The sequence below is a fragment of the Pseudomonas solani genome, assembly GCF_026072635.1.
Taxonomy (GTDB): domain Bacteria; phylum Pseudomonadota; class Gammaproteobacteria; order Pseudomonadales; family Pseudomonadaceae; genus Metapseudomonas; species Metapseudomonas solani.
In genome coordinates this window covers 2,618,743-2,642,979 of the sequence record NZ_AP023081.1, presented here as the reverse complement: position 1 = coordinate 2,642,979, position 24,237 = coordinate 2,618,743, and the positions used below count along the sequence as shown (strand labels likewise).

At 68.3% G+C, this 24,237-nt stretch carries 21 protein-coding genes; 15 read left to right on the top strand and 6 right to left on the bottom strand.

All coding sequences use genetic code 11. From position 1 onward, the window contains the following. Nucleotides 1-16 precede the first annotated feature (16 nt). The 6 genes from PSm6_RS11935 to ggt all read left to right on the top strand — a co-directional run bounded on the left by PSm6_RS11935 (nt 17) and on the right by ggt (nt 6,358). Nucleotides 17-1,447 carry a coniferyl aldehyde dehydrogenase gene (locus PSm6_RS11935; protein ID WP_021218331.1) on the top strand — a complete coding sequence of 477 codons (1,431 nt, stop codon included), beginning with the start codon at nt 17-19 and terminating at the stop codon, nt 1,445-1,447. A 35-nt stretch (nt 1,448-1,482) separates the two neighbouring features. Beyond that, nucleotides 1,483-2,028: a twin-arginine translocation pathway signal protein gene (locus PSm6_RS11930; protein ID WP_265170273.1), complete on the top strand. Its 546-nt coding sequence runs from the start codon at nt 1,483-1,485 to the stop codon at nt 2,026-2,028. Between the two features lie 86 nt (nt 2,029-2,114). Then, complete coding sequence (locus PSm6_RS11925; protein ID WP_265170271.1) at nt 2,115-3,710, top strand: GMC family oxidoreductase; 1,596 nt, start codon at nt 2,115-2,117, stop codon at nt 3,708-3,710. A 92-nt stretch (nt 3,711-3,802) separates the two neighbouring features. Continuing rightward, nucleotides 3,803-4,282 carry a pantetheine-phosphate adenylyltransferase gene (coaD, locus tag PSm6_RS11920; protein WP_021218328.1) on the top strand — a complete coding sequence of 160 codons (480 nt, stop codon included), beginning with the start codon at nt 3,803-3,805 and terminating at the stop codon, nt 4,280-4,282. A 116-nt stretch (nt 4,283-4,398) separates the two neighbouring features. Further along, nucleotides 4,399-4,650: a YfhL family 4Fe-4S dicluster ferredoxin gene (locus PSm6_RS11915; protein ID WP_021218327.1), complete on the top strand. Its 252-nt coding sequence runs from the start codon at nt 4,399-4,401 to the stop codon at nt 4,648-4,650. Between the two features lie 4 nt (nt 4,651-4,654). After that, a complete protein-coding gene (gene ggt / locus PSm6_RS11910) occupies nt 4,655-6,358 on the top strand; it encodes a gamma-glutamyltransferase (RefSeq protein ID WP_265170269.1) in 1,704 nt (567 codons plus the stop codon). A 13-nt stretch (nt 6,359-6,371) separates the two neighbouring features. Here ggt and PSm6_RS11905 read toward each other — a convergent pair whose 3' ends face one another. The 5 genes from PSm6_RS11905 to PSm6_RS11885 all read right to left on the bottom strand — a co-directional run bounded on the left by PSm6_RS11905 (nt 6,372) and on the right by PSm6_RS11885 (nt 11,032). Beyond that, nucleotides 6,372-8,198: a Na/Pi cotransporter family protein gene (locus PSm6_RS11905; protein WP_265170268.1), complete on the bottom strand. Its 1,827-nt coding sequence runs from the start codon at nt 8,196-8,198 to the stop codon at nt 6,372-6,374. Nucleotides 8,199-8,310: 112 nt separating this feature from the next. Then, nucleotides 8,311-8,649 carry a hypothetical protein gene (locus tag PSm6_RS11900; protein WP_021218324.1) on the bottom strand — a complete coding sequence of 113 codons (339 nt, stop codon included), beginning with the start codon at nt 8,647-8,649 and terminating at the stop codon, nt 8,311-8,313. 77 nt (nt 8,650-8,726) lie between these two features. Beyond that, nucleotides 8,727-9,305, bottom strand: coding sequence for a lysophospholipid acyltransferase family protein (locus PSm6_RS11895; RefSeq protein ID WP_021218323.1), 579 nt, complete (start codon nt 9,303-9,305; stop codon nt 8,727-8,729). A 71-nt stretch (nt 9,306-9,376) separates the two neighbouring features. Next, nucleotides 9,377-10,189, bottom strand: a complete 813-nt coding sequence (gene mutM / locus PSm6_RS11890) for a bifunctional DNA-formamidopyrimidine glycosylase/DNA-(apurinic or apyrimidinic site) lyase (RefSeq protein WP_021218322.1) — start codon at nt 10,187-10,189, stop codon at nt 9,377-9,379. A 30-nt stretch (nt 10,190-10,219) separates the two neighbouring features. Beyond that, nucleotides 10,220-11,032, bottom strand: a complete 813-nt coding sequence (locus tag PSm6_RS11885; protein WP_162164706.1) for an HDOD domain-containing protein — start codon at nt 11,030-11,032, stop codon at nt 10,220-10,222. A 299-nt stretch (nt 11,033-11,331) separates the two neighbouring features. Between PSm6_RS11885 and PSm6_RS11880 the strand changes: the two genes are divergently transcribed. The 6 genes from PSm6_RS11880 (at nt 11,332) to PSm6_RS11855 (ending at nt 19,283) form a co-directional block, all read left to right on the top strand. Continuing rightward, nucleotides 11,332-12,528, top strand: a complete 1,197-nt coding sequence (locus tag PSm6_RS11880; protein ID WP_021218320.1) for a class I SAM-dependent rRNA methyltransferase — start codon at nt 11,332-11,334, stop codon at nt 12,526-12,528. Between the two features lie 190 nt (nt 12,529-12,718). Next, nucleotides 12,719-14,749, top strand: a complete 2,031-nt coding sequence (locus tag PSm6_RS11875; RefSeq protein ID WP_265170265.1) for a hemopexin repeat-containing protein — start codon at nt 12,719-12,721, stop codon at nt 14,747-14,749. 245 nt (nt 14,750-14,994) lie between these two features. Beyond that, a complete protein-coding gene (gene ilvD, locus PSm6_RS11870) occupies nt 14,995-16,836 on the top strand; it encodes a dihydroxy-acid dehydratase (RefSeq protein WP_265170264.1) in 1,842 nt (613 codons plus the stop codon). Between the two features lie 81 nt (nt 16,837-16,917). After that, nucleotides 16,918-17,253 carry a hypothetical protein gene (locus tag PSm6_RS11865; RefSeq protein ID WP_265170263.1) on the top strand — a complete coding sequence of 112 codons (336 nt, stop codon included), beginning with the start codon at nt 16,918-16,920 and terminating at the stop codon, nt 17,251-17,253. Between the two features lie 148 nt (nt 17,254-17,401). Next, nucleotides 17,402-18,781 carry a nucleobase:cation symporter-2 family protein gene (locus tag PSm6_RS11860; RefSeq protein ID WP_043247332.1) on the top strand — a complete coding sequence of 460 codons (1,380 nt, stop codon included), beginning with the start codon at nt 17,402-17,404 and terminating at the stop codon, nt 18,779-18,781. A gap of 43 nt (nt 18,782-18,824) precedes the next feature. Further along, the gene (locus PSm6_RS11855) at nt 18,825-19,283 is read left to right on the top strand and encodes a metallophosphoesterase family protein (RefSeq protein ID WP_265170522.1); all 459 of its coding nucleotides are present in this window, start codon (nt 18,825-18,827) and stop codon (nt 19,281-19,283) included. An 88-nt stretch (nt 19,284-19,371) separates the two neighbouring features. Here the strand turns inward: PSm6_RS11855 and PSm6_RS11850 are convergent, their stop codons facing one another. Continuing rightward, complete coding sequence (locus PSm6_RS11850) at nt 19,372-19,884, bottom strand: dihydrofolate reductase (RefSeq protein WP_265170262.1); 513 nt, start codon at nt 19,882-19,884, stop codon at nt 19,372-19,374. Nucleotides 19,885-20,041: 157 nt separating this feature from the next. Here PSm6_RS11850 and PSm6_RS11845 point away from each other — a divergent pair, with 157 nt between their 5' ends. The 3 genes from PSm6_RS11845 (at nt 20,042) to PSm6_RS11835 (ending at nt 24,040) form a co-directional block, all read left to right on the top strand. After that, nucleotides 20,042-21,193, top strand: a complete 1,152-nt coding sequence (locus tag PSm6_RS11845) for a glycerophosphodiester phosphodiesterase (protein WP_265170261.1) — start codon at nt 20,042-20,044, stop codon at nt 21,191-21,193. 98 nt (nt 21,194-21,291) lie between these two features. Further along, nucleotides 21,292-22,680: a DUF2868 domain-containing protein gene (locus tag PSm6_RS11840; RefSeq protein ID WP_265170260.1), complete on the top strand. Its 1,389-nt coding sequence runs from the start codon at nt 21,292-21,294 to the stop codon at nt 22,678-22,680. Continuing rightward, nucleotides 22,673-24,040 (top strand): GTPase/DUF3482 domain-containing protein, encoded by a 1,368-nt coding sequence (locus tag PSm6_RS11835; protein WP_043245813.1) that lies wholly within the window; start codon nt 22,673-22,675, stop codon nt 24,038-24,040. Before PSm6_RS11840 ends, PSm6_RS11835 begins: the two co-directional genes overlap by 8 nt. Nucleotides 24,041-24,237: the final 197 nt, after the last annotated feature.

Sequence of the window (24,237 nt, the reverse complement as noted above, 5' to 3'; positions counted from 1 at the left end):
TAGAGAGGTGTCGCTCATGGTCGCCGACGTAGCTTATCTGCAGCAGGCCCAGCAGCAGATCAACCAGCTCGAAGAGCTGTTCGCCCGCCAACGTGCCGCCTATGGCGACAATCCGATGCCCAGCGCCGACCAGCGCATCCAGTGGCTCAAATCCCTGCGTGACCTGATCTTCAACGAGCAGGACGCGCTGATCCGCGCCATCAGCCAGGACTTCAGCAACCGCTCGGCGGACGAAACCCTGCTGGCCGAGATCATGCCCAGCCTGCACGGCATCCATTACGCCAAGAACCGCGTGCGCCGCTGGATGAAGCCCTCGCGCCGCTCCGTCGGCATGGCCTTCCAGCCGGCCTCCGCCAAGGTCATCTACCAGCCCCTGGGCGTGGTCGGCGTCATCGTCCCCTGGAACTACCCGCTGTTCCTCGCCCTCGGCCCCCTGGTCGGCGCGCTGGCCGCCGGCAACCGGGTGATGGTGAAGATGAGCGAATCCACCCCAGCCACCTCCCAGCTGTTCAAGGAGCTGATGGCGCGCATCTTCCCCGAGGACCTGGTCGCCGTGTGCCTGGGCGAGGCCGATGTCGGCGTCGCCTTCTCCAAGCTGCCCTTCGACCACCTGCTGTTCACCGGCGCCACCAGCATCGGCCGCCATGTGATGCGCGCCGCCGCCGAGAACCTCACCCCGGTGACCCTGGAGCTGGGCGGCAAGTCGCCAGCCATCGTCTCCCAGGACGTGCCCCTGGACCACGCCGCCGAGCGCATCGCCTTCGGCAAGACCATGAACGCCGGGCAGACCTGTGTCGCGCCCGACTACGTGCTGGTGCCCAAGGACCGCGTCGAGGGCTTCGTCGAGGCCTATCGCGCTGCGGTGAAATCCTTCTACCCGCAGCTGCAGAACAACCCGGACTACACCGCCATCATCAACGAGCGCCAGGTGCAGCGCCTCAACGGCTACCTGCAGGACGCCGAAGCCAAGGGCGCGCGCCTGGTTCCGCTGTTCCCCGAAGCCCAGGGCCGGCGCCTGCCGCACACCGTGGTGCTCAACGTGAAGGACGACATGAAGCTGATGCAGGACGAGATCTTCGGTCCGCTGCTGCCCATCGTCCCCTACGAGCGCCTCGACCAGGCCTTCGCCTATATCAACCAGCGCCCCCGCCCGCTGGCGCTCTACTACTTCGGTTACGACAAGCGCGAACAGCAGCGCGTGCTGCATGAAACCCACTCCGGCGGCGTGTGCCTCAACGACACCCTGCTGCACGTGGCCCAGGACGACATGCCCTTCGGCGGCGTCGGCCCCTCGGGCATGGGCCACTACCACGGGCATGAAGGGTTCCTCACCTTCAGCAAGGCCAAGGGCGTGTTCATCAAGCAGCGCTTCAACGCCGCCCGGATGATCTACCCGCCCTACGGCAAATCGATCCAGAAACTGGTCTACAAGCTTTTCGTGCGCTAAAGCCCCCCTAAGGATTAGACGGGTACATAACAACAATGACCGAGACCACCCTGAACGCGCCGGGACTTTCCCGACGCAGCCTGCTGAAAGTCGGCCTGTTCGGCTCTGCCTTCCTCGCCACGGCCGGCGTCACCGCCACCCTTTCCGGCTGCTCCGCCAGCGTCCCGGCCAACGGCCTGGCGATCCTGCGGGACTCCGACCTGCCGTTCCTGCGCGCCCTGATCCCGGTGATGCTCGATGGCGCGGTCAGCGCCGAACAGATGCCGCAAGCCGTGGCCGGCACCATCCAGAGCCTGGACTACGCCCTCGATCGGCTGTCCCCGGAGATGCTCAAGCTCACCGTGCAGCTCTTCGACGTGCTTGCCCAGCCCATCACCCGGGGGCCGCTCACCGGCGTCTGGGGCAGCTGGGAGAACGCCAGCGCCGAGGACGTGAGCAACTTCCTCCACCGCTGGCAGAACAGCTTCATCGGCCTGCTGAAGATGGGGCACGCCTCCCTGCTGCAGCTGGTGATGATGGCCTGGTACAGCAGGCAGGAAGCCTGGGCGCATTGCGGCTACCCCGGTCCGCCGACCGTCTGACCGCGCGCCCCCACAACGACAAGAAACACCACTCGACCCGGCGCCGGCCATCACCGGCCGCTGTCGGCGAGACCGAGGATTGACTGATGCCCGTACCCGATCTGTTCGCCGAAGGCATGGCCCGCGGCTGGAAAACCCACAATGGCTCGCGACTCGAGCAGGACCTGACACTGGAGGCCGACGTCGCCATCGTCGGCTCCGGCGCGGGCGGCGGCACCACCGCCGAAATCCTCAGCGCCGCCGGCTACAAGGTGCTGATCATCGAGGAAGGCCCGCTGAAGACCAGCAGCGACTTCAAGATGCAGGAAGCCGAGGCCTACCCCTCGCTCTACCAGGAAGGCATCGGCCGCATGACCAAGGATGGCGCGGTGACCGTCCTCCAGGGCCGCGCCGTGGGCGGCACCACCCTGATCAACTGGACCTCCAGCTTCCGCACCCCCGACCCGACCCTGGAACACTGGGCCAAGGAACATGGCGTCAAGGGCCACAGCCCAGCCGAGATGGCGCCCTGGTTCGAGAAGATGGAGCAGCGTCTCGGCGTCGCGCCCTGGGCCATCCCGCCGAACCCCAACAACGACGTGCTGCGCAGCGGCTGCGAGAAGCTCGGCCTGCACTGGAAGGTCATCCCGCGCAACGTGCGGGGCTGCTGGAACCTCGGCTATTGCGGCATGGGCTGCCCGACCAACGCCAAGCAGTCGATGCTGGTCACCACCATCCCCGCCACCCTCGAGAAGGGCGGCGAACTGCTCTACCTCGCCCGCGCCCACCGCCTGCTGATCGACGGCGACAAGGTCACCGGCATCGAATGCCAGGGCATGGACGAGCGCTGCGTGGCGCCCACCGGCCGCACCATCACCGTCAAGGCGCGGCACTACGTGCTGGCCGGCGGCGGCATCAACACCCCCGGCCTGCTGCTGCGCTCCGACGCACCCGACCCCCACGGCCGCACCGGCAAGCGCACCTTCCTGCACTTGGTGAATTTCTCCGCCGCGCAGTTCGAACAGGTCATCAACCCCTTCTACGGCGCGCCGCAGTCCATCTACTCCGACCATTACCAATGGGACGACGGCACCACCGGGCGCATGTCCTACAAGCTCGAAGTGCCACCGCTGCAGCCCGCGCTCACCGCCACCCTGCTCGGCCGCTTCGGCATCGACAACGCCCTGCGCATGGAACAGCTGCCCCACACCAACGTGATGCTCGCCCTGCTGCGCGACGGCTTCCACCCGGACAGCGCCGAAGGCACGGTGGAGCTGCGCGGCGACGGCAGCCCGGTGCTCGACTACCGCATGACCGACTACACCTGGGATGGCGTGCGCCGCGCCTTCCAGGTGATGGCCGAGATCCAGTTCGCCGCCGGGGCCAAGGCCGTGCTGCCGCTGCACGCGGACGCCGGCTACGTGAAAACCGCCGCCGAGGCCCGCACGCTGATCGACGGCCTGTCGCTGGAGCTCTACCGCACACGCCTCGGCAGCGCCCACGTCATGGGCGGCTGCGCGATGGGCGAGGATCCGAAGCAGGCGGTCACCGACAGCCTCGGACGGCACCATCAGCTGGCCAACCTGTCGATCCACGACGGCTCGCTGTTCCCCACCAGCATCGGCGCCAACCCGCAGCTGTCGGTCTATGGCCTGACCTCGCAGCTTTCCAGCGCACTCGCCGAGCGCCTCAAGAGCGCCTGAGCGAGATAAACCGGCATGCTCCGGCGTCTTGGCCGCTGGAGCATGCTGCGCTACCATCCGATTCCCTTACGGACCCCTGCCAGGACGTAGCGATGAACCGAGTGTTGTATCCGGGTACCTTCGACCCGATCACCAAAGGCCACGGCGATCTGATCGAACGTGCCTCCCGCCTGTTCGATAGCGTGATCATCGCGGTCGCCGCCAGCCCCAAGAAGAACCCCCTGTTCTCCCTGGAGCAGCGCGTCGAGCTGGCCCGGGAAGTCACCAAGCACCTGCCCAACGTCGAGGTGGTGGGCTTTTCCACCCTGCTGGCGCATTTCGTCAAGGAGCAGAAGGCCAATGTCTTCCTTCGTGGCCTGCGCGCGGTCTCCGACTTCGAATACGAGTTCCAGCTGGCCAACATGAACCGCCAGCTGGCGCCGGACGTGGAGAGCATGTTCCTCACCCCGTCGGAAAAGTACTCCTTCATCTCCTCCACCCTGGTGCGCGAAATAGCGGCCCTGGGCGGGGACATCACCAAGTTCGTCCACCCTGCCGTGGCCGACGCCCTGGCCGAGCGCTTCAAGCGCTGAGCCCCGCGATACGGCGGTCGGCGCGCGCAAAAGATGCGCCGATCGCGCCATTCCGGCACAATTCCGCCATTGTCTGCTGAACACCGCCGCCGCACGGCGACGGTAGGAGTTGTTCCATGTCCCTCAAGATCACCGACGACTGCATCAACTGCGACGTCTGCGAACCCGAGTGCCCCAACGGCGCCATCTCCCAGGGCGAAGAGATCTACATCATCGACCCGAACCTGTGCACCGAGTGCGTCGGCCACTACGACGAGCCCCAGTGCCAGCAGGTCTGCCCGGTGGACTGCATCCCCCTGGACGACGCCCGCGTCGAAACCCGCGACCAGCTGATGGACAAGTACCTCAAGCTCACGGGCAAGGCCTGACGCCATGGGCCGCCAGCTCCGTGACACGGCCTGGCGCCCCGCCCTGCTCGCGGCGCTGCTGCTGTTCAGCGTCGCGCTACGGGCGGCGCCTCCCCAGCAGGCCGCGGTAGCCAGCGCGCAACCCTCGGCTACGGTCGCCGGCCTGGAAACCCTGGCCATGGGCGGCAACGCCTTCGACGCCGCGGTGGCCATCAGCGCCGCCCTGGCAGTGGCCGAGCCCCACGGCTCCGGCCTCGGTGGCGGCGGCTTCTTCCTCCTGCGCAAGGCCGGCGACAAGCAACCCACCTACCTGTTCCTCGACGCTCGCGAACGCGCGCCCCTGGCCGCACGCCCCGATCTCTACCTGCGCGACGGCAAGGTGCAGCCTCAGCTCTCCATCAACGGCCCGCTGGCCGCCGCCATTCCCGGGCTGCCCGCTGCCCTGGTGGACCTGGCCCAGCACCACGGCCGCCTGCCCCTGGGCGACTCCCTGGCCCCGGCCATCCGCCTGGCCCGCGACGGCATCTCGGTCGACCGCGTGTACATCGAGCGCGCCGGCTTCCGCATCGCCGCCATGCGCGACGACCCCGAAACCGCGCGCATCTTCCTCGACGACAAGGGCGAAGTGCCCGACGAATTCAGCCTGCTGCGCCAGCCCGACCTGGCGCGCACCCTGGAACGCATCGCCCGCTATGGCAAGGCCGGCTTCTATGCCGGCGAGACCGCCGACAAGCTGGTCAAGGGCGTACGCGCCGCCGGCGGCATCTGGACCCAGCAGGACCTGGACAGCTACCGGGTGGTGGAACGCCAGCCGCTGCGCTACCCCCTGGCCGATGGCCGCGAGCTGATCGGCGCACCGCCGCCCTCCGCCGGTGGCGTGGCCCTGGCCCAGAGCCTGGCGATGCTGCAGCAGCTGCCCTGGCGTGAGGGCGACAAACTGCAGCGCACCCACTATGTGGTGGAAGTACTGCGCCGCGCCTACCGTGACCGCGGCCTGCTGGGCGACCCCGACTTCATCGCCAACCCGGTGAGCCAGTTGCTGGCGCCGGACTACCTGAAAGGCCTGGCCGCCGGCATCGACCCCCAGCGCGCCACGCCCAGCGCCAGCCTGCCGCCCGCCCCCGCCTGGCGCGAAGGCGACCACACCACCCATTTCGCGGTGATCGACAAGGACGGCAACGCCGTCGCCGCCACCCTCTCGGTGAACCTGCCCTTCGGCGCCGCCTTCGTCGCACCCGGCACCGGCGTGCTGCTCAACGACGAGATGGACGACTTCGCCGCCGACACCCACGGCGCCAACGCCTATGGCCTGGCCGGCAGCCAGGCCAACGCAGTGGCCGCCGGCAAGCGCCCGCTGTCGAGCATGAGCCCCACGTTCATCGAAAGCGCCAAGGAATTCACCGCCTTCGGCACCCCGGGCGGCAGCCGCATCCCCAGCATGGTGCTGCTGTCGATCCTCGAATACCTCGATGGCCAGCCCGTGGCCCGCTGGCCGGCGGTACCGCGCTACCACCACCAGTACCTGCCCGACGTCATCGAGCACGAGCCGAGCACCTTCAGCGATGCCGAAATCGCTGCACTGCAGGCCCGTGGCTATGCCCTGAAGCGGGTCGAGCGCGGCTACGGCAACCAGCAGGTGCTGTTCTGGGACAAGGACGGCGGCCGCATCGAGGCCGCCAGCGACCCGCGCGGCGTGGGCCTGGCCAAGACCCTGCAGGAGCAGCGCTGAGCCTCGCCGAGGCTCAGGGCAGCTCGATCAGCCCCTCGTCCTCGTCCGCCCCTGCCCGCAGCAACCCCTGGCCCTGGCCGATCATCAGCACATTGCGCAGGCTCTGGATGATGCGGCTGGCATAGCCCAGGTCGTTCATCAGCGAGCTCATCTGCAGGCCATCCAGCTGGCCGTTGCGCACCGCCGCGAACAGGCGGTTGCGGAAGTCGCCATCGAAGTTCGCCGCCTTCTCGTCCAGCCACTGCAGGTGCTGCGACCAGACTTCATCCGGCAGCTCCGAACGGCTCAGCTCGCGCACCTGGTGCAGGGTCGCCAGCAGATGCCGGCGCAGCTCCACGTAGGCATCCCGCGTCGCCGACGGCCCACCTTCCAGGTAATGGCCGAGGTTCTTCTGCAGGTGCTTGGCATCCTTCACCGCATCCACCAGTTGCAGCGCCGTCACCTGGCAACTGACCCAGAACTGCTGGTGCGCCTCGTCCAGCGTCACTTCCAGGCGCCCCATGAAGCTCAGCAGGTCGCCGTAAACGCCCTTGATGTGGCGCTGGTAGAGCGTCTCGGCATCCAGGTGATGGCGCACGGGCGGTGCCTGCAGCGCGGCCTCGTCGGGGTGGTCCTTGCCCAGCAGGTCCACCGGCAGGAACAGCGCATGGCAGATCACCTCCAGGCTCAGGCGCCCGAGGTGGCGCAGCTCCTGCACCACCGCGCTGGCCGCCGCGTCGGCCGAATCCAGGGCGCGCTCGCTGAGATAGCGCGCGCGGACCCGCTCCGGCTCCGCCGGCCCCGCCGCCAGCTCGGTGATCAGGACCTGGGGCTCGCTGCGCTCGGGGAGCCAGCGCACCAGCAGGGTCGCCAGGCGCCCCTGCCAGGGCCAGAACAGCGCCACGCCAAAGGCGTTGAACAGGGTGTGGAACATCGCCAGCTGGATCAGCGGGTTGCCGCCCAGGCCCATCGGCTCCGCCAGGGCATGCACCAGCCAGGTCAAGGGCCCGAGCAGGATGAAGGCGAGCACCCCGGTGACGACGTTGAACAGCACATGGGCCAAGGCCAGGCGCTGGCCGCTGCGGTTACCGCCGAGGGAGCCGACGAAGGCCGTAGTGACGCTACTGCCGACGTTGGAGCCGATGGCGATCGCCAGGCTCTGGCCCAGCTCCAGCTGGCCGCTGGCCAGGGCCGCGAGGGTCAGCATCAGGGCAGCGTGGCTGGACTGCAGCACCACGGTCACCAACATCCCCACCGCCACGAACAGCAGGCTGCCGATCAGGCCATCTACCTGCAGGCCGGTCATGTCGAAGCCATCGTCAAAGGTCGAAAAGCCGTCCTTGATCTGGTCGATGCCGAGGAACACGAAGGCAATGCCCAGCACGATGCGCCCAGCGGCCTTGCTGCGCGGACCGACGAAGCCGGCGAGCACGCCGAACACCAGCAGCGGCAGGGCCAAAGGCGAGAGGCTGAGGTTCTGCCCGGCCATGGCCAACAGCCAGATACCGCTGGTGGCGCCCAGGTTGGCGCCGAACAGAATGGCGATGCCACCGGCCAGCTGGATCAGCCCGGTGCTGATGAAGGCGATGGTGAGCAGGGACACCAGGGTGCTGGATTGCAGCAGCAGAGTGCCGCACACACCGAACATCAGGCCCTTGAACGGCGTCGCGGTGCTGCGCCCCAGCAGTTGCTCCAGCTTGCCGCCGGCCAGGTCGCGCAGCCCTTCCTCCAGGCACTGCATGCCAAAGAGGAACAGCGCCAGCCCCGCGCAGAGCTGCAACCAGCCCGCGCTCATCCAGAAGCTCCCGGCCAACCCGGCCGCCGCCAGCGCCACCAGCGCGATCAATGGAAAGCCTTTCACGTCATCCCCCTTCCCTGGCGGGCACCAAAAAGGGCGCCCCAAATGCAAACGGCCCCTTGCTCATCACTGGGCAAGGGGCCGTTTCCGGCTCGAGGAGCCGAGAATAGCGCGATCAGTCTTTCTGGTAACCGCTGGTGGTGCAGCCCAGGCAACGCACGAAGGCTTCTTTGCCCGGATCGACCACCAGGGCCTTGCCGGCGGCGCCGACATTGCCGCCCAGGGCGCTGAAGGGCAGGCTCACCACGAACAGGCCGGCACCGACGACGGTGGCGCCGATCAGCAGCGGGCGGGCGATCAGCAGGTCGCCGACCATGGAGTACGCAGGCGGCGCATCGGCGGTGTACATCGGGTCGCCACTGGTGTTCTGCTGCACAACCTCAGCCTGCGTCGGCAGCGCCATGAGGCCAGAGGTCAGCGCCAAGACAGCAGCGGAAGTGCGGAACAGGTTCATGATGCAATCCTTCGGCTATTAGAGGAGTAATGCGGCTAACTATAACAGTGCTCGTGCGCTTTTCAGCGTGACGGCCTTCAATCGCCGTTAAAAGCGTAGTCGGGTTTTTTCGGCTCGTACGGCAGGTAGAACGCCAGCAGCCGGCGCAGGTCGGCCTCGGCATCGCCGGTGGTGTGGAACGGCTCGCCGATGACGATGCGCCGATTGCGGTAATCCAGCGCCGCCGGCACCACCGGAACGCCCGCGCCCCGGGCGATGTGATAGAAGCCCATCTTCCAGCGCTCCACCCGCTTGCGCGTGCCCTCCGGCGACAGCACCAGGATGAATTCACGGTTCTCGGCGAAGGCCTGCACGGCCTGCTCCACCTGGTTGAGCGTGAGGTGGCGCTGGATGGGAATGCCGCCCCAGCGCCGCATCAGCCCGGCGAAGGGCCAGCGGAAGATGCTGTGCTTGCCGAACCAGCGGGCATTCAGGCGGAGGATGAACTTGGCAGCGATGAACAGCACGAAATCCCAGTTGGAGGTGTGGTGGGCGCCGACCACCACGAACTTGTCGAGGGGCGGCAGCTGCCCCTCGATGCGCCAGCCCATGAGCCGGAAGACCCCATGGCCGATCGCCTCCGCAACCGCGTTGCGGGGCAGGTAGTTGCCGGACATCCTTCACCTCTTCTTATTGTTCTCGGCATTTCTCGACGTTCGCGACCGCAGGCCGACAGGGCCTCGCCGGCCTAGCGCTGGCAGCGCGGGCAGTAGACGCTGGCCCGCTGCCCCAGCTTCACCTCGCGCAGGGTGGAGCCACAGGTCTTGCAGAACTCGCCGCCGCGCCCATAGGCGAACAGCTCCTGCTGGAAGTAGCCCGGCTGGCCGTCGCCGCCGACGAAGTCGCGCAGGGTGGTGCCGCCACGCTCGATGGCGTGGGCGAGGATGCGCTTGATCTCCTCGGCGAGCTTCAGGTAGCGCGCCCGCGACACCGTGCCCGCCTCGCGGCGCGGGTCGATGCCGGCAGCGAACAGCGCCTCGGTGGCGTAGATGTTGCCCACGCCCACCACCACGGCGTTATCCATGATGAAGGGCTTCACCGCCATGCTGCGCCCACGGGACAGCTGGTACAGGCGCTCGCCATCGAACAGCCCGGTCAGCGGCTCGGGGCCCAGGTTGCGCAGCAATTCATGGTTGTGCGGGTCCTGGCTCCAGAGCATGGCACCGAAGCGGCGCGGGTCGGTGTAGCGCAGCGAAAGGCCCGACTCCAGCTCGATATCCACATGCTCGTGCTTGGCCGCCGCCGTACCCGTTTCCACCAGGCGCAGGTTGCCGGACATCCCCAGGTGGCTGATCAGCGTGCCCGCCTCGGCCTGCAGCAGCAGGTACTTGGCGCGGCGTTCGACGACCACGAAACGCTGGCCGGAGAGGCGCACGTCGAGGTCTTCGGGGATGGGCCAGCGCAGGCGGCGCTCACGCACCACCACACGGCTCACGCGCTGGCCTTCGAGGTAGGGCGCGATGCCCCGCCGCGTGGTTTCAACTTCAGGTAATTCAGGCATGGGTGTCTCGGCGTGAAGCGCTGCGGGCGATCAGTGGGCGCCCAGTTCGCGGATGCTTTCCTTGAGGTTCTCGAAGTCGTACTCCGACAGACCGACATAGTCGAGCACCAGCGCGCGGATGCTGTTCCACTCGTGGTCGTCGGCCTGGTTGCCCAGCACCAGGTGCGAGGCGCAGACGTGCTCGGCCATCTTCAGGATCGCCAGCAGCGTCTTCAACGGCGCATCGCGGCCGGAGTCGTCGCTGAAGATCGACAGCGCGTTGTGGTGGTTGGCGATGGCCTCGCAGAGGTGCTCCGGCAGGCGCCAGGAGCGCGCGGTGAAGTAGCCCACCACCGCATGGTTGGTGTTGAGCAGGCGGTTCTCGGTGTCGACGATGCGGCGCTCGACGCTGGCGCTGGCATAGGCCTCCTCCAGCACCGTCATGTAGTCGGGGAAGCGCTTGAGCATCAGCGGGATGCCGCAGTTGTGGAACAACCCCAGTGCATAGGCCTCGTCGGCCTGCTGGTGGCCGATGCGCTTGGCCAGGGTCAGGCAGGTCATGGCCACGTCCTGGGCGGTGTCCCAGAAGCGGTTCAGGGTGACGATGGTCTCGTCGGTCATCTCGCCCTTGATCGACTGCGCGTTGATCAGGTTGATCACCGTGTTGCAGCCCAGCAGGTTGACCGCCTGCTGGATCGAGGCGATGCGGTTGGTCAGCCCGTAGAACGGCGAGTTGACGATCTTCAGCAGCGCGCCCGACAGGCCCGGGTCCTGGCTGATGAGCTTGGCGATGGTGCGCAGGTCAGGGCTGGGCATGACCTGCTCCATCTGCAGGTCGACCATGATCTGCGGCTGGGGCGGCACGCTGATGCCCTGGAGGAAATGACGGATCTGTTCAGCAGAGAGTTCTTGGGCCATGACAGCGAAACTGGGACGGAAAATAAGGCTGACAGTCTAACCCCAGGCAGCGGCGAACTGGCCAGCGTTTTAGCTGAACTTTCGCCTAACGGTCGGCTCGGAAAGCGACCGATTCGCGACTGCGTCGGCACTGCTGTGCCAGCACCGGGAAAAGCACTCGCGGGTGGTGCGGAGAACGCCCGCCGGTAGCAGGTTCGGCGGGCGCCTTCGGTTATAATCCCGCTCTTTTTTCCGGAGAGCGACCCATGTCCCTGCCCAGCCTGCGCCTCAAAGCCAACGCCGATCGACGCCTGCGCGCCGGCCACCTGTGGGTCTACAGCAACGAGATCGACGTGGTCGCCACTCCGCTGAACGCCTTCCAGCCCGGCGACCAGGCCATCCTCGAAGCCGCTGGCGGCAAGGCCCTGGGCGTGGTCGCGCTGAGCCCGAACAACCTCATCTGCGCGCGCCTGGTGTCCCGCGACGTCAAGCACAGCCTCGACAAGTCGCTGCTGGTGCACCGCATCAACGTGGCCCTGAGCCTGCGCGAGCGCCTGTTCGACAAGCCCTACTACCGCCTGGTCTACGGCGACTCCGACCTGCTTCCGGGCCTGGTGGTGGACCGTTTCGGCGACCATATCGTGGTGCAACTGGCCTCCGCCGCCATGGAGCGCAACAAGGATGCCGTGCTCGAAGCCCTGGTGCAGGTGCTCAAGCCCCGTGGCGTGCTGTGGAAGAACGACTCCGCCGCCCGTGACGCCGAAGGCCTGGAGCGCTACGTGGACACCGCCTTCGGCGTGGTGCCCGAGTGGGTCGCCCTGGAAGAGAACGGCGTGAAGTTCGAAGCCCCGGTACTGGAAGGCCAGAAGACCGGCTGGTTCTACGACCACCGCATGAACCGCGCGCGCCTGGCGCCCTACGTCAAGGGCAAGCGCGTGCTCGACCTGTTCAGCTACATCGGCGGCTGGGGCGTGCAGGCCGCGGCCTTCGGCGCCAGTGAAGTGTTCTGCGTCGATGCCAGCGGCTTCGCCCTCGACGGCGTCGAGCGCAACGCCACCCTCAACGGCGTGGCCGAACAGGTCACCTGCGTCGAAGGCGACGTCTTCGAAGCCCTCAAGGAACTGAAAGCCTCCGAGGAGCGCTTCGACGTGGTGGTGGCCGACCCGCCCGCCTTCATCAAGCGCAAGAAGGACCTGAAGAACGGCGAAGCCGCCTACCGCCGCCTCAACGAACAGGCCATGCGCCTGCTCAACAAGGACGGCATCCTGGTCAGCGCCTCCTGCTCCATGCACCTGCCCGAGGACGACCTGCAGAACATCCTGCTCGGCAGCGCCCGCCACCTGGACCGCAACATCCAGCTGCTGGAACGCGGCGGCCAGGGCCCGGACCACCCGGTGCACCCGGCGATCCCGGAAACCCGCTACATCAAGAGCATCACCTGCCGCCTGCTGCCCAACAGCTGAGGGTCCGACGGCGCCTCGGCCGCAGCGTCGGGGCGCCGTCATCCGCCTGCCGCAAACCCTTCACCAAAACTTCATCCCCTCCCGCCCCGCTGTCATTCCCCCGCAATCCGGCCACGCTGGTATAGACCACCGCGAGGCAAGCCAGCCGTCTGCATCGCATCGCAGCAACCACAACAATCAAGGATGCGTCATGACAACGATGAAACGCGCGGGGCGCCTGCTGGCCCTCGCTACCGCCTCGCTGCTCGCCTTGCAGGCCCAGGCCGGCACCAACAAGGTGCTGTTCTTCGGTATCGACGGCTTCAAGGCCGATGCCATTCCCGCCGGCAACATGGTCAACCTCGAGCAACTGATCGCCAGCGGCGTCTACACCGACGGTGGCTGGTCGCCGGACACCTCCATGAGCGGCCCAGGCTGGTCGACCCTGTTCATGGGCGTCGAGCGCGACAAGCACGGCGTGCGCGACAACAACTTCACCGGGCAGAACTACGCCCAGTACCCGCACTTCCTCACCCTGCTGGAACAGCGCAAGCCCCAGCTGGTGACCGCCTATGCCTACAACTGGTCGCCGCTCTACGCGCAGATGAAGCCCCAGGCCGACCTCAAGTTCGACGGCCCCGAAGCCAATGACCCGGTGCTGATCGCCCAGGCCGAGGACTGGCTGCGCAACCGCGCCGACCTCGACGTGCTCAGCGCCTACTACTACGGCGTCGACGAAGCCGGCCACAGCCACGGCTTCCACTCCGACACCCCGCAATACGTCCAGGCCATGGGCCAGGCCGACGCCGCCCTCGGCCGCCTGCTGCAGGCGATCAAGTCGCGCCCCACCTACGCCCAGGAGAACTGGCTGATCGTGGTCAGCACCGACCACGGCGGCAGCAGCACCGGCCACGGCGCCAACCGCCCCGAACACCGCAAGGTGGCGGTGGTGCTCAGCGGCGCCGGCATTCCCGCCCTCGGCCGCAACCGCCTGGCCACCCCGCTACGCCAGGTGGACGTGGTGCCCACCCTGTTCGAGCACCTGGGCGTCTCCACCCAGGGCCTGGCCCTGGACGGCCGCTCGCGCCTGCACCCCGTGGCGCGCACCTTCGCCTTCGGCCAGAACCTGCTGGCCAACCCAGGCGCCGAGTACGGTGCGGCCCACACCGACCTGGCCTACGACCCGGACATCGCCGGCTGGACCAAGGGCGGCCTGCAGACGGTGACGCGCTACGGCGCCCGCAGCGAACTGCCCGCCGGCCAGGGCCAGCTCTTCGTCGGCCAGGGCAAGGGTTCCCTGACCCAGCGCATCGAGCTACCGCCGGAGGCCGCCGGCCGCCCCTTCCAGCTCGACGCCCTGCTCGGCGCCAGCGCCGGCAACAGCCATGACGCCCGCGTGCTGGTGCGCTTCCACACCGCCGAGAAACGCAGCTCGGTGTACTGGAACGACGACACCGGCTACTTCTTCGCCGGCGATCGCTACTACCGCTACAACTACCGCGACGACAAGGTCGACGCCGGTTATCCACAGCCCATCGCCGGCAACTGGATCGGCTTCGAAGGCTTCGAGGGCGGCGCACGGGATATCGACGCCGGCTTCAACGCCGGCAACGGCAAGGCGTACTTCTTCAAGGGCACCCAATACGTGCGCTTCGACATCGCCAGCGACCGCGTCGACCCCGGCTATCCCAAGCCCATCGCCGGCAACTGGTCGGGCCTGGAACGCTTCACCGGCGGCGCCCGCGACATCGACGACGTGCTCGAGGTCAGCGGCTCCAAGCTGTACTTCTTCAAGGGCAGCCAGTACATCCGCTACAACCTGACCACCGGCGACAAGGCGGACAAGAACTACCCGCTGGACGTCTCCGGCGCCACCTGGTCCGGCGTGCAGCAGTGGCCCCTGGGCCTGGACGCGGCGGTCAAGCGCAACAGCTCCATCGCCTACCTGTTCAACGGCGGCGAGTACGTGCGCTACAACCTGATCACCGACAAGGCCGAGAGCGGCTACCCGCGCCCCGTGGACGGCGCCACCTGGCCGGGCCTTACCGGCTTCGTCGAAGCGGGCACCGCCTTCGCCACGCCCGCCCTGACCGCCGCCGAGCGCAACGGCCAGCCGCTGGCCCGCAACCTCTACGGCACGGTGCCGGCCGGCGCCACCTCGGTGGAAGTGGAACTGCGCTTCGAGAAGGGCAGCGGCGCCGGCTTCCCCTTCGCCGATGAGCTGAACTTCCGCGTCGACTGACCCCCGGTCACCCAGGTGCGCGCCGACCGCTCGGCCCCCGGCCTTCCGCCCGGAGCGCACCTGGGATTAGAATCCCCTCTTCCCTGCCACACCCTCAGGCGGGCCAGTGAGCCCCGGCCGAGCGCGCGGTGATCCCGCGATGCCCTCACGCCACCCCCGGACGCAACGACCACATCCGTTTGCCAACGGCACCCACCGCGCTCACGATACGACCTATAACCTGATCAGCCTGCAGGACAGAAGACATGCCTGATTACCGCTCGAAGACCTCCACCCACGGCCGCAACATGGCCGGCGCCCGCGCCCTCTGGCGCGCCACCGGGATGAAGGACGAAGACTTCAAGAAGCCGATCATCGCCATCGCCAACTCCTTCACCCAGTTCGTGCCCGGCCACGTGCACCTGAAGGACCTGGGCCAACTGGTCGCCCGCGAGATCGAAAAGAACGGTGGCGTGGCCAAGGAATTCAACACCATCGCGGTCGACGACGGCATCGCCATGGGCCACGACGGCATGCTCTATTCCCTGCCGAGCCGCGAGATCATCGCCGACTCTGTGGAATACATGGTCAATGCCCACTGCGCCGACGCCATCGTCTGCATCAGCAACTGCGACAAGATCACCCCCGGCATGCTGATGGCCGCCCTGCGCCTGAACATCCCCGTGGTGTTCGTCTCCGGCGGCCCGATGGAAGCCGGCAAGACCAAGCTGGCCAACCACGGCCTGGACCTGGTGGACGCCATGGTGGTGGCCGCCGACGACTCCTGCTCCGACGAGAAAGTCGCCGAGTACGAGCGCAGCGCCTGCCCCACCTGCGGTTCCTGCTCCGGCATGTTCACCGCCAACTCGATGAACTGCCTGGTCGAAGCCCTGGGCCTCGGCCTGCCGGGCAACGGCTCCACCCTGGCCACCCACTCGGACCGCGAGCAGCTGTTCCTGCGCGCCGGCCGCCTGGCCGTCGAGCTGTGCCAGCGCTACTACGGCGAAGGCGACGAGTCCGTGCTGCCGCGCAACGTCGCCAGCTTCAAGGCGTTCGAGAACGCCATGACCCTGGACATCGCCATGGGCGGTTCCACCAACACCATCCTGCACCTGCTGGCTGCCGCCCAGGAGGCGGAGATCGCCTTCGACCTGCGCGACATCGATCGCCTGTCGCGCAAGGTGCCGCAGCTGTGCAAGGTGGCGCCGAACATCCAGAAGTACCACATGGAAGACGTGCACCGCGCCGGCGGCATCTTCAGCATCCTCGGCGAGCTGGCCCGTGGCGGCCTGCTGCACACCGACGTGCCCACCGTGCACAGCCCGAGCATGAGCGATGCCATCGCCCAGTGGGACATCACCCAGACCGACGACGAAGCCGTGCACACCTTCTTCAAGGCAGGCCCGGCCGGCATCCCGACCCAGGTCGCCTTCAGCCAGAGCACCCGCTGGGACACCCTGGACGACGACCGCGCCGAAGGCTGCATCCGCAGCGTCGAGCACGCCTACTCCCAGGAGGGCGGCCTGGCCGTGCTCTACGGCAACATCGCCCTGGACGGCTGCGTGGTGAAAACCGCCGGCGTGGACGAATCCATCCACGTGTTCGAAGGCACCGCGAAGATCTTCGAAAGCCAGGACAGCGCCGTGAAGGGCATCCTCGCCGACGAAGTGAAGGCCGGCGACATCGTCATCATTCGCTACGAAGGCCCGAAAGGCGGCCCGGGCATGCAGGAAATGCTGTACCCCACCAGCTACCTGAAGTCCAAGGGCCTGGGCAAGCAATGCGCCCTGCTCACCGACGGCCGCTTCTCCGGCGGCACCTCGGGCCTGTCCATCGGCCACGCTTCCCCGGAAGCCGCCGCCGGTGGCGCCATCGGCCTGGTGCAGGACGGCGACAAGGTGCTGATCGACATCCCCAACCGCAGCATCAACCTGCTGGTGTCCGATGAAGAGCTGGCCACCCGCCGCGCCGCGCAGGACAAGAAAGGCTGGAAGCCCGCCGCCCCGCGTACCCGCAAGGTGACCACCGCCCTCAAGGCCTACGCCCTGCTCGCCACCAGCGCCGACAAGGGCGCCGTGCGCAACAAGGCGATGCTGGAAGACCTGTAAGCGCTACCCGCGAACGAAAAAGCCCGGCCATGTGCCGGGCTTTTTCTTCCCATTGCCGCTCATAGGAGCTCGCCAGACTTCATGCAAAACCTGAAGCTCGAATTCGAAGAAGGTGCCGCCGAGTTCTACATCGCCTCGCTTGCGAGGGGAATTCTTGAAGGCATGAAGAGCGGCGCCCTGAATGCCGAGACCGGCATCTGGTCCCTGGGCCGCCCCGTATTCCGCAACACCCTCACGACCCTGCCCATCAGCGCAGAGTTGAAAGAGGTTCTGGAAAGCTTCGAGGAGCTCGATGCCCTCACAGAACTCGGTATCGACCTGCAACCCACGCTACAACGCATGATCGACACGCTGAACCGCTGTCAGCGCTCGATCAATGTCGACGCGAGCCTGATTATTCGCGCCATAAGCCCGTAGGGCGGGTGAAACCCGCAGCGGCCCTGCACCGCACATGTCGGGTTACACCCGACCTAGATCTTCGCAGCGCCCGCCAAGCCACTGACCAGCGCCCCTCGCCGCCCCCGGCCATTCAGGTAGAATCGCCGCTTTTTTGCGGACCATCGCCATGAGTTCACTGGAAAACCCGGCCACTTCCACCTCCCGCAACGAGCTGGTCTACGGCCTCGACGACAAGCCGCGCCCGCTGGTGGCGCTGCTCGCCGCACTGCAGCACCTGCTGGCAATCATCGTGCCCATCGTCACCCCCGGCCTGCTGATCTGCCAGGCCATCGGCGTCTCGGCGCGCGACACCAACCTGATCGTCTCCATGTCACTGGTGATCTCCGGCATCGCCACCTTCGTCCAGTGCAAGCGCTTCGGCCCGTTCGGCGCCGGGCTGCTGATCGTCCAGGGCACCAGCTTCAACTTCGTCGGCCCGCTGATCGCCGGCGGCGCGCTGATGGTCAAGCAGGGCACCCCGGTGGAAGCGGTGATGGCCGCCATCTTCGGCGTGGTGATCGCCGGCTCCTTCGTGGAGATGGGTATCTCGCGCATCCTGCCCTTCGTCAAACGCCTGATCACCCCGCTGGTGACCGGCATCGTGGTGCTGATGATCGGCCTGACCCTGATCAAGGTCGGCCTGATCAGCATGGGCGGCGGCTTCGGCGCCATGGCCAACGGCACCTTCGCCAATGGCGAGAACCTGCTGCTGTCCGGCACCGTGCTGGCGATCATCGTGGTGCTCAACCGCATCCCCGTGGTGTGGATGCGCAGCTGCGCCATCGTCATCGCCCTGGCCGTGGGCTACGCCCTGGCCGGCTACCTGGGCCGCCTGGACTTCACCGGCATGCACCAGGCCGAGCTGTTCCAGGTGCCGATGCCGCTGCACTTCGGCCTGGGCTTCTCCTGGAGCCTGTTCATCCCGATGCTGGTGATCTACCTGGTCACCTCGCTGGAAGCCATCGGCGACGTCACCGCCACCAGCAAGGTCTCGCGCCAGCCGGTGGAAGGCCCGCTGTGGATGCAGCGCATCAAGGGCGGCGTGCTGGTGAACGGCGCCAACTCGCTGCTGGCCGGCGTGTTCAACACCTTCCCCAGCTCGGTGTTCGCGCAGAACAACGGCGTGATCCAGCTCACCGGCATCGCCAGCCGCCACGTCGGCCTGTGGATCGCCGTGGTGCTGGTGATCCTCGGCCTGTTCCCGGCGGTGGCCGGCGTGATCCAGGCGGTGCCCGAGCCGGTGCTCGGCGGCGCGGCCATGGTGATGTTCGGTGCGGTGGCCGCCTCGGGCATCAACATCCTCGCCGGCATCGAACTGGACCGCCGCGCGCTGCTGATCATCGCCGTGTCCCTGGCCCTGGGCCTGGGCGTGTCGCAGGTGCCGGAGTTCCTCGCGCACATGCCGGCGGCGCTGCGCAACGTGCTGGAATCCGGTGTCGCCACCGGCGGCATCTGCGCGCTGCTGCTGAACTGGTTCCTGCCGGAATCCCCGCGCCCCGCCGAGTGATGCAGAATGGGCCTCGCATTCCAACGAGGCCCCTTCCATGACCCTGCGCATCGGCCTGATCGCCGACACCCACGGCCTGCTCCGGCCCCAGGCCCTGGCGGCCCTGCAAGGCTGCGACCACATCCTGCATGCCGGCGACATCGGCAAGCCCGAGATCCTCGACACGCTGCGCCGCCTGGCCCCCCTGACCGTGGTGCGCGGCAACAACGACACCGAGCACTGGGCGCAACGCATCCCTCACGACGCCACCCTGCGCTCCGGTGGCACCTGTCTCTACCTGATCCACGACCAGGCGGACATCCCCGCCGACCTCGCCACGCGCGGCATCGACGCCATCATCACCGGCCACTCCCACAAGCCGCTGATCACCCGCCGCGACGGCATCCTCCACATCAACCCGGGCAGCGCCGGGCCTCGGCGCTTCAAGCTGCCGATATCGGTGGGATTCCTGCTGATCGAAAACGAGCGGGTGCGCGCGGAATTGCGCGAGCTGGAGGTTTGAGCGAGGGGCCGCCCGGAGTCCCTACCGGGTGGATCCGGGCGTAGGGTGGACGGCGCTTCTTACGTCCACCAACGATGTTGCAGCCGGCTCAGCGCCGCTCCCACACCTGGAAGGCATAGGCAGGGCTGGTGTCGCTGGCCTCATGCTCGATGCTGGAGGCCAGGTGCCAATCGGCATCCGGCACTTCCGGGAAGAAGGCATCGCCTTCCGGGGCCAGTTCGACGCGGGTCAGGTAGAGGCGGTCGCCGTGCTCCAGGCCCTGGGTGTAGAGCTGGGCACCGCCGATCAGCATCACTTCCTCGGCGTCTTCCTCACGGGCCCAGGCTTCGGCGCGTACCACGGCCTCTTCCAGGCTGGCGAACACCTCGGCGCCCTCCAGCTGCAAGCCGGCCTGGCGGCTGACCACCAGGTTGAGGCGCCCCGGCAGCGGGCGGCCGAGGGAATCCCAGGTCTTGCGGCCCATGATGATGGGCTTGCCCAGGGTCAGGGCCTTGAAGTGCTTGAGGTCCGCCGGCAGGTGCCAGGGCAGTTGGTTGTCACGGCCGATCACGCGGTTCTGCGCGAGGGCGGCGATGAGGGAGAGGGGCAGAGTCTTTTTCATGGCGGCGAGAATACCAGAGCGAAGCGGCCAGGCCAGCCGGCCTTTCTTTCTGTCCGTCGGGCCGGTCACGCCTCGCAACACTTGCCGCGCGGCGCACCACAAACCGTCATCTATCCTGCGGCAGGCTTGCGCTTCCCCTACCGCAAGGAGACGCCCCATGGCATCCATTTCCACCCTGCGGCATTGGCTGGCGGTCTGCAGCCTGACGTTGCCCCTCTGTTCATTCGCCGCGCCGGACCCGGTGCAATCCGCCATCGACTGGGCCGCCCAGCAGCCCCGCGCCGCCAAGGGCCATGCCCAGGGCGAGGGCACGCCGCTGGTGGTCGGCCATCGCGGCGCCAGCGGCTATGTGCCGGAGCACACCCTGGCCTCCTACGCCCTGGCCGCCCTGCAAGGCGCCGACTTCGTCGAGCCGGACCTGGTGATGACCCGCGACGGCCAACTGGTGGCCCGCCACGACAACGAACTGGGGCTGACCACCGACGTCGGCAAGCACCCCGAGTTCGCCGACCGTAAGCGCACCCAGAACATCGACGGCGTGGCGCTCACCGGCTGGTTCAGTGAAGACTTCACCCTGGCCGAGCTGAAGACCCTCAAGGCCATCGAGCGCATCCCCCAAGTGCGCCCGGGCAACGCACGGCTGGACGGCGCCTTCGAGATCCCCACCCTGCAGGAGATCATCGACCTGGTGAAGAGCCTGCAGCTCAGCCAGCAGCGGCGCATCGGCCTGTACATCGAGACCAAGCACCCCACCCACTTCCAGCAGCTCGGCCTGGCCATGGAGAAACCGCTGCTGCGCACCCTGCAGCGCAACGGCTACACCGACCGCCGCTCGGCGGTGTACATCCAGTCCTTCGAGGTGGACAACCTGCAGCGCATCGCCCGGCAGAGCAGCATCCGCCTGATCCAGCTCTACGGCGCCGGCCAGCCCTATGACCAGCAGGTGCTGGGCACCGGCCTGACCTACGCCAAGATGGCCAGCGCCGCCGGCCTCAAGACCGTCGCCCGCTATGCCGCCGGCGTCGGCCCGGACAAGGCCTACGTGATCCCCCGCGACGCCGCCGGCAACCTGGGCCAGCCCACGCGCTTCGTCGCCGACGCCCACGCCGCCGGGCTCAAGGTGCACCCCTACACCTTCCGCGCGGAAAACGCCTTCCTCCCCACCAACCTGCGCAACGGCAGCGACCCGCAGGTGCGCGGTGATGTCGAGGCGGAGATCAACGCCTTCCTCGACGCCGGCATCGACGGCCTGTTCATCGACCAACCGGACATCGCCGTGCGCGTCAGGGAGCAGCGGGCCACCCACTGACCCGCACGCCGCGACACCCCGGCCCAGGTGGCCGGGGTTCCACCTTCCCGCCGTTCAGCGGTTATGCTTCTGCCTCGCCCCACCGGAAGAGAACCCGCGTGACCGAGAGCCCACCGCCGAACCTCACTCCCCTGCAACGCCTCTGGCTGACCGAAGCCGTGCGTCTGCGCGAAGAACACGCCGGCCCGCTGGAAGACGGCGAAGCCAACCGCCGCGCCAATGCCGCCGGTGGCGACCTCGCCCAGCGCATCCAGACCCGCGCCCTGTGGCTCGCCGAACGCGACGGCCAGCTGGCCGCCCTGCTGCACTGGTTGCAGGGCGCGCGCCTGGCCTTCGCCGCATTGTTGCTGGTGGCCCTGGCCGCCGGCAGCGCCATGGCGGTGGCCGCCCTGGGTGACGGCCAGCGCCCGGTCAATGTGTTCTGGGCCCTGGGCAGCCTGCTCGGCCTGCACCTGCTGATGCTCCTCGGCTGGTTGCTGGGCCTGGCCTTCGGCGGCCACGCCAGCGTCCTCGGCCGCCTCTGGTGGTGGCTCAGTAGCAAGCTCGCCCGGGATGCCGCCGCCGCGCAACTGGGCCCGGCGCTGCTGGTGCTGCTGCAACGTCGCCGTCTGGCCCGCTGGGGCCTGGGCGCACTGGTCAACGGGCTCTGGAGCCTCAGCCTGGGCACCGCGCTGCTGTGCCTGCTGGCGCTGCTGGCTACCCGGCGCTACGGCTTCGTCTGGGAAACCACCATCCTCGGCAGCGACACCTTCGTCGCCCTGACCCAGGCCCTGGGCGCCCTGCCCGCCCTGCTCGGCTTCGCCCTGCCGGACGCCGACACCATCCGCGCCAGCAGCGACGTGGTGGCCGCCGCCGATGCGCGCCAGGCCTGGTCCGGCTGGCTGCTGGGGGTGTGCCTGGTCTACGGCCTGCTGCCGCGCCTGGCACTGACGCTGCTGTGCCTGTGGCGCTGGCGCAGCGGCCGCGAACGGCTCGACCTGGACCTCGCCCTGCCCGGCTACGGCCTGCTGCGCGAACGCCTGCAGCCGGCCAGCGAACGCCTCGGCGTGCTGGACGCCGACCCCGGCCTGGCGCTGACCGACGCTACCCACGCCCACCCCGACAGCGGCAGTGGCGCCTTGCTGGTGGCCATCGAGCTGGACGACAGCCGCCCCTGGCCGCCGGCCCTACCGCGCGGCGTGGGCGACGCCGGCATCCTCGACAGCCGCGAGCAACGCCAGCGCCTGCTGGAGCAGCTCACCCGCTTCCCGCCGCAACGCCTGGCCATCGCCTGCGACCCACGCCGCTCGCCGGATCGCGGCACCCTGGCACTGATCGGCGAACTGGCGCGCTGTGCCGCCGCCACGCGCGTCTGGCTGCTGCCGGCCCCACCGGGTGCAGCGCTGGACAGCCTGCGCCTGGGGGAATGGCACCAGGCCCTGTCGCGTCTGGAGCTGGAGCATGCCGACAGCTCGCCCCTCGCCTGGCTGGAGAAGGGCCATGACTGATGCACTGAAACTGGCCGTGGTCGGCCACACCAACGTCGGCAAGACCTCGCTGCTGCGCACCCTGCTGCGCGACCGCGGCTTCGGCGAGGTGTCCCACCGCCCCAGCACCACCCGCCATGTCGAGGGCGCGCGCCTGTCGGTGGACGGCCAGCCGCTGCTGGAGCTCTACGACACCCCCGGCCTGGAAGACGCCATTGCCCTGCTCGACTACCTGGAACGCCTGGAGCGCCCCGGCGAGCGCATGGACGGCCCGGCGCGGCTGGCACGTTTCCTCGACGGCAGCGAGGCGCGCCAGCGCTTCGAGCAGGAAGCCAAGGTGCTGCGCCAGTTGCTGGCCTCCGATGCCGGCCTCTATGTGATCGACGCCCGCGAGCCGGTGCTGGCCAAGTACCGCGACGAGCTGGCGGTGCTAGCCATGTGCGGCCGGCCGCTGCTGCCGGTGCTGAACTTCGTCGCGGTGAACGACCACCGCGAAGCCGAGTGGCGCGAAGCCCTGGCGCGCCTGGGCCTGCACGCGCTGGTGCGTTTCGACAGCGTGGCCCCGCCCCTGGATGGCGAGCGCCGCCTCTATGAAAGCCTGGCCCTGCTGCTGGAACGGGCGCGGGCGCAATTGCAACGACTGATCGAGGAACACGAGGCCCAGCGCGGCCTGCGCCAGCGGGCCGGAGCACGCCTGATCGCCGAGTTGCTGCTGGATGTCGCCGCCTGCCGCCGCAGCGTACCCGCCGACGAGGCCAGCCTGGCCCGGGCCACCGAGGCCCTGCGCCAACAGGTGCGTGCCCGCGAGCAAGCCTGCGTCGATGCCCTGCTGCGCCTGCACGCCTTCCGCCCGGAGGATGCCGCCGCCGGTGACCTGCCGCTGCTGGACGGGCGCTGGGGCGATGACCTGTTCAACCCCGAAACCCTCAAGCAGCTCGGCGTGCGCCTGGGCAGCGGCATGGCGGCCGGTGCCGCCGCCGGTGCCGGCGTCGACCTGCTGGTGGGCGGCCTGACCCTGGGCGCCGCAGCAGCCCTGGGCGCCATCGCCGGCGGCGCCTGGCAGACCGTCGGCCACTACGGCGAACGCCTGCTGGGCAAGATCCGTGGCCAGCGCGAGCTGACCGTGGACGACGCCATCCTGCGCCTGCTCGCCCTGCGCCAGCGCCAGCTGCTGCAAGCCCTGGACGCACGCGGGCACGCCGCCGTCGACGCCATCCGCATGACGGCGCCGGAGGAGAAGCAATGGCGCCAGGGCAAGTTGCCCCCGGCATTAGGCAAGGCGCGGGCGCACCCGGAATGGTCGTCGCTCAACCCCGGCGCGGAGCTGGAACAGGCGGAGCGGCAGGAGCAGGTGAAGGCGCTGGCGGCGGAGTTGGGGTGATTTGGGCAGGCACGGCGAAGAATGCCTGAGGCTCCGCGTGATGGGTTTCGCGTAGCCCTACCCATCCTACGAAAGCGGTCGCCACGCAGCGCGTAGCCCGGGCTTCAGCCCGGGGATCGGAGTAGCTATTTCGCGGATGAACTCGCTCCCACCCGGCGGGCGCCCACAGATGGGTCCTGGGGGCGCGCCTGTGGGAA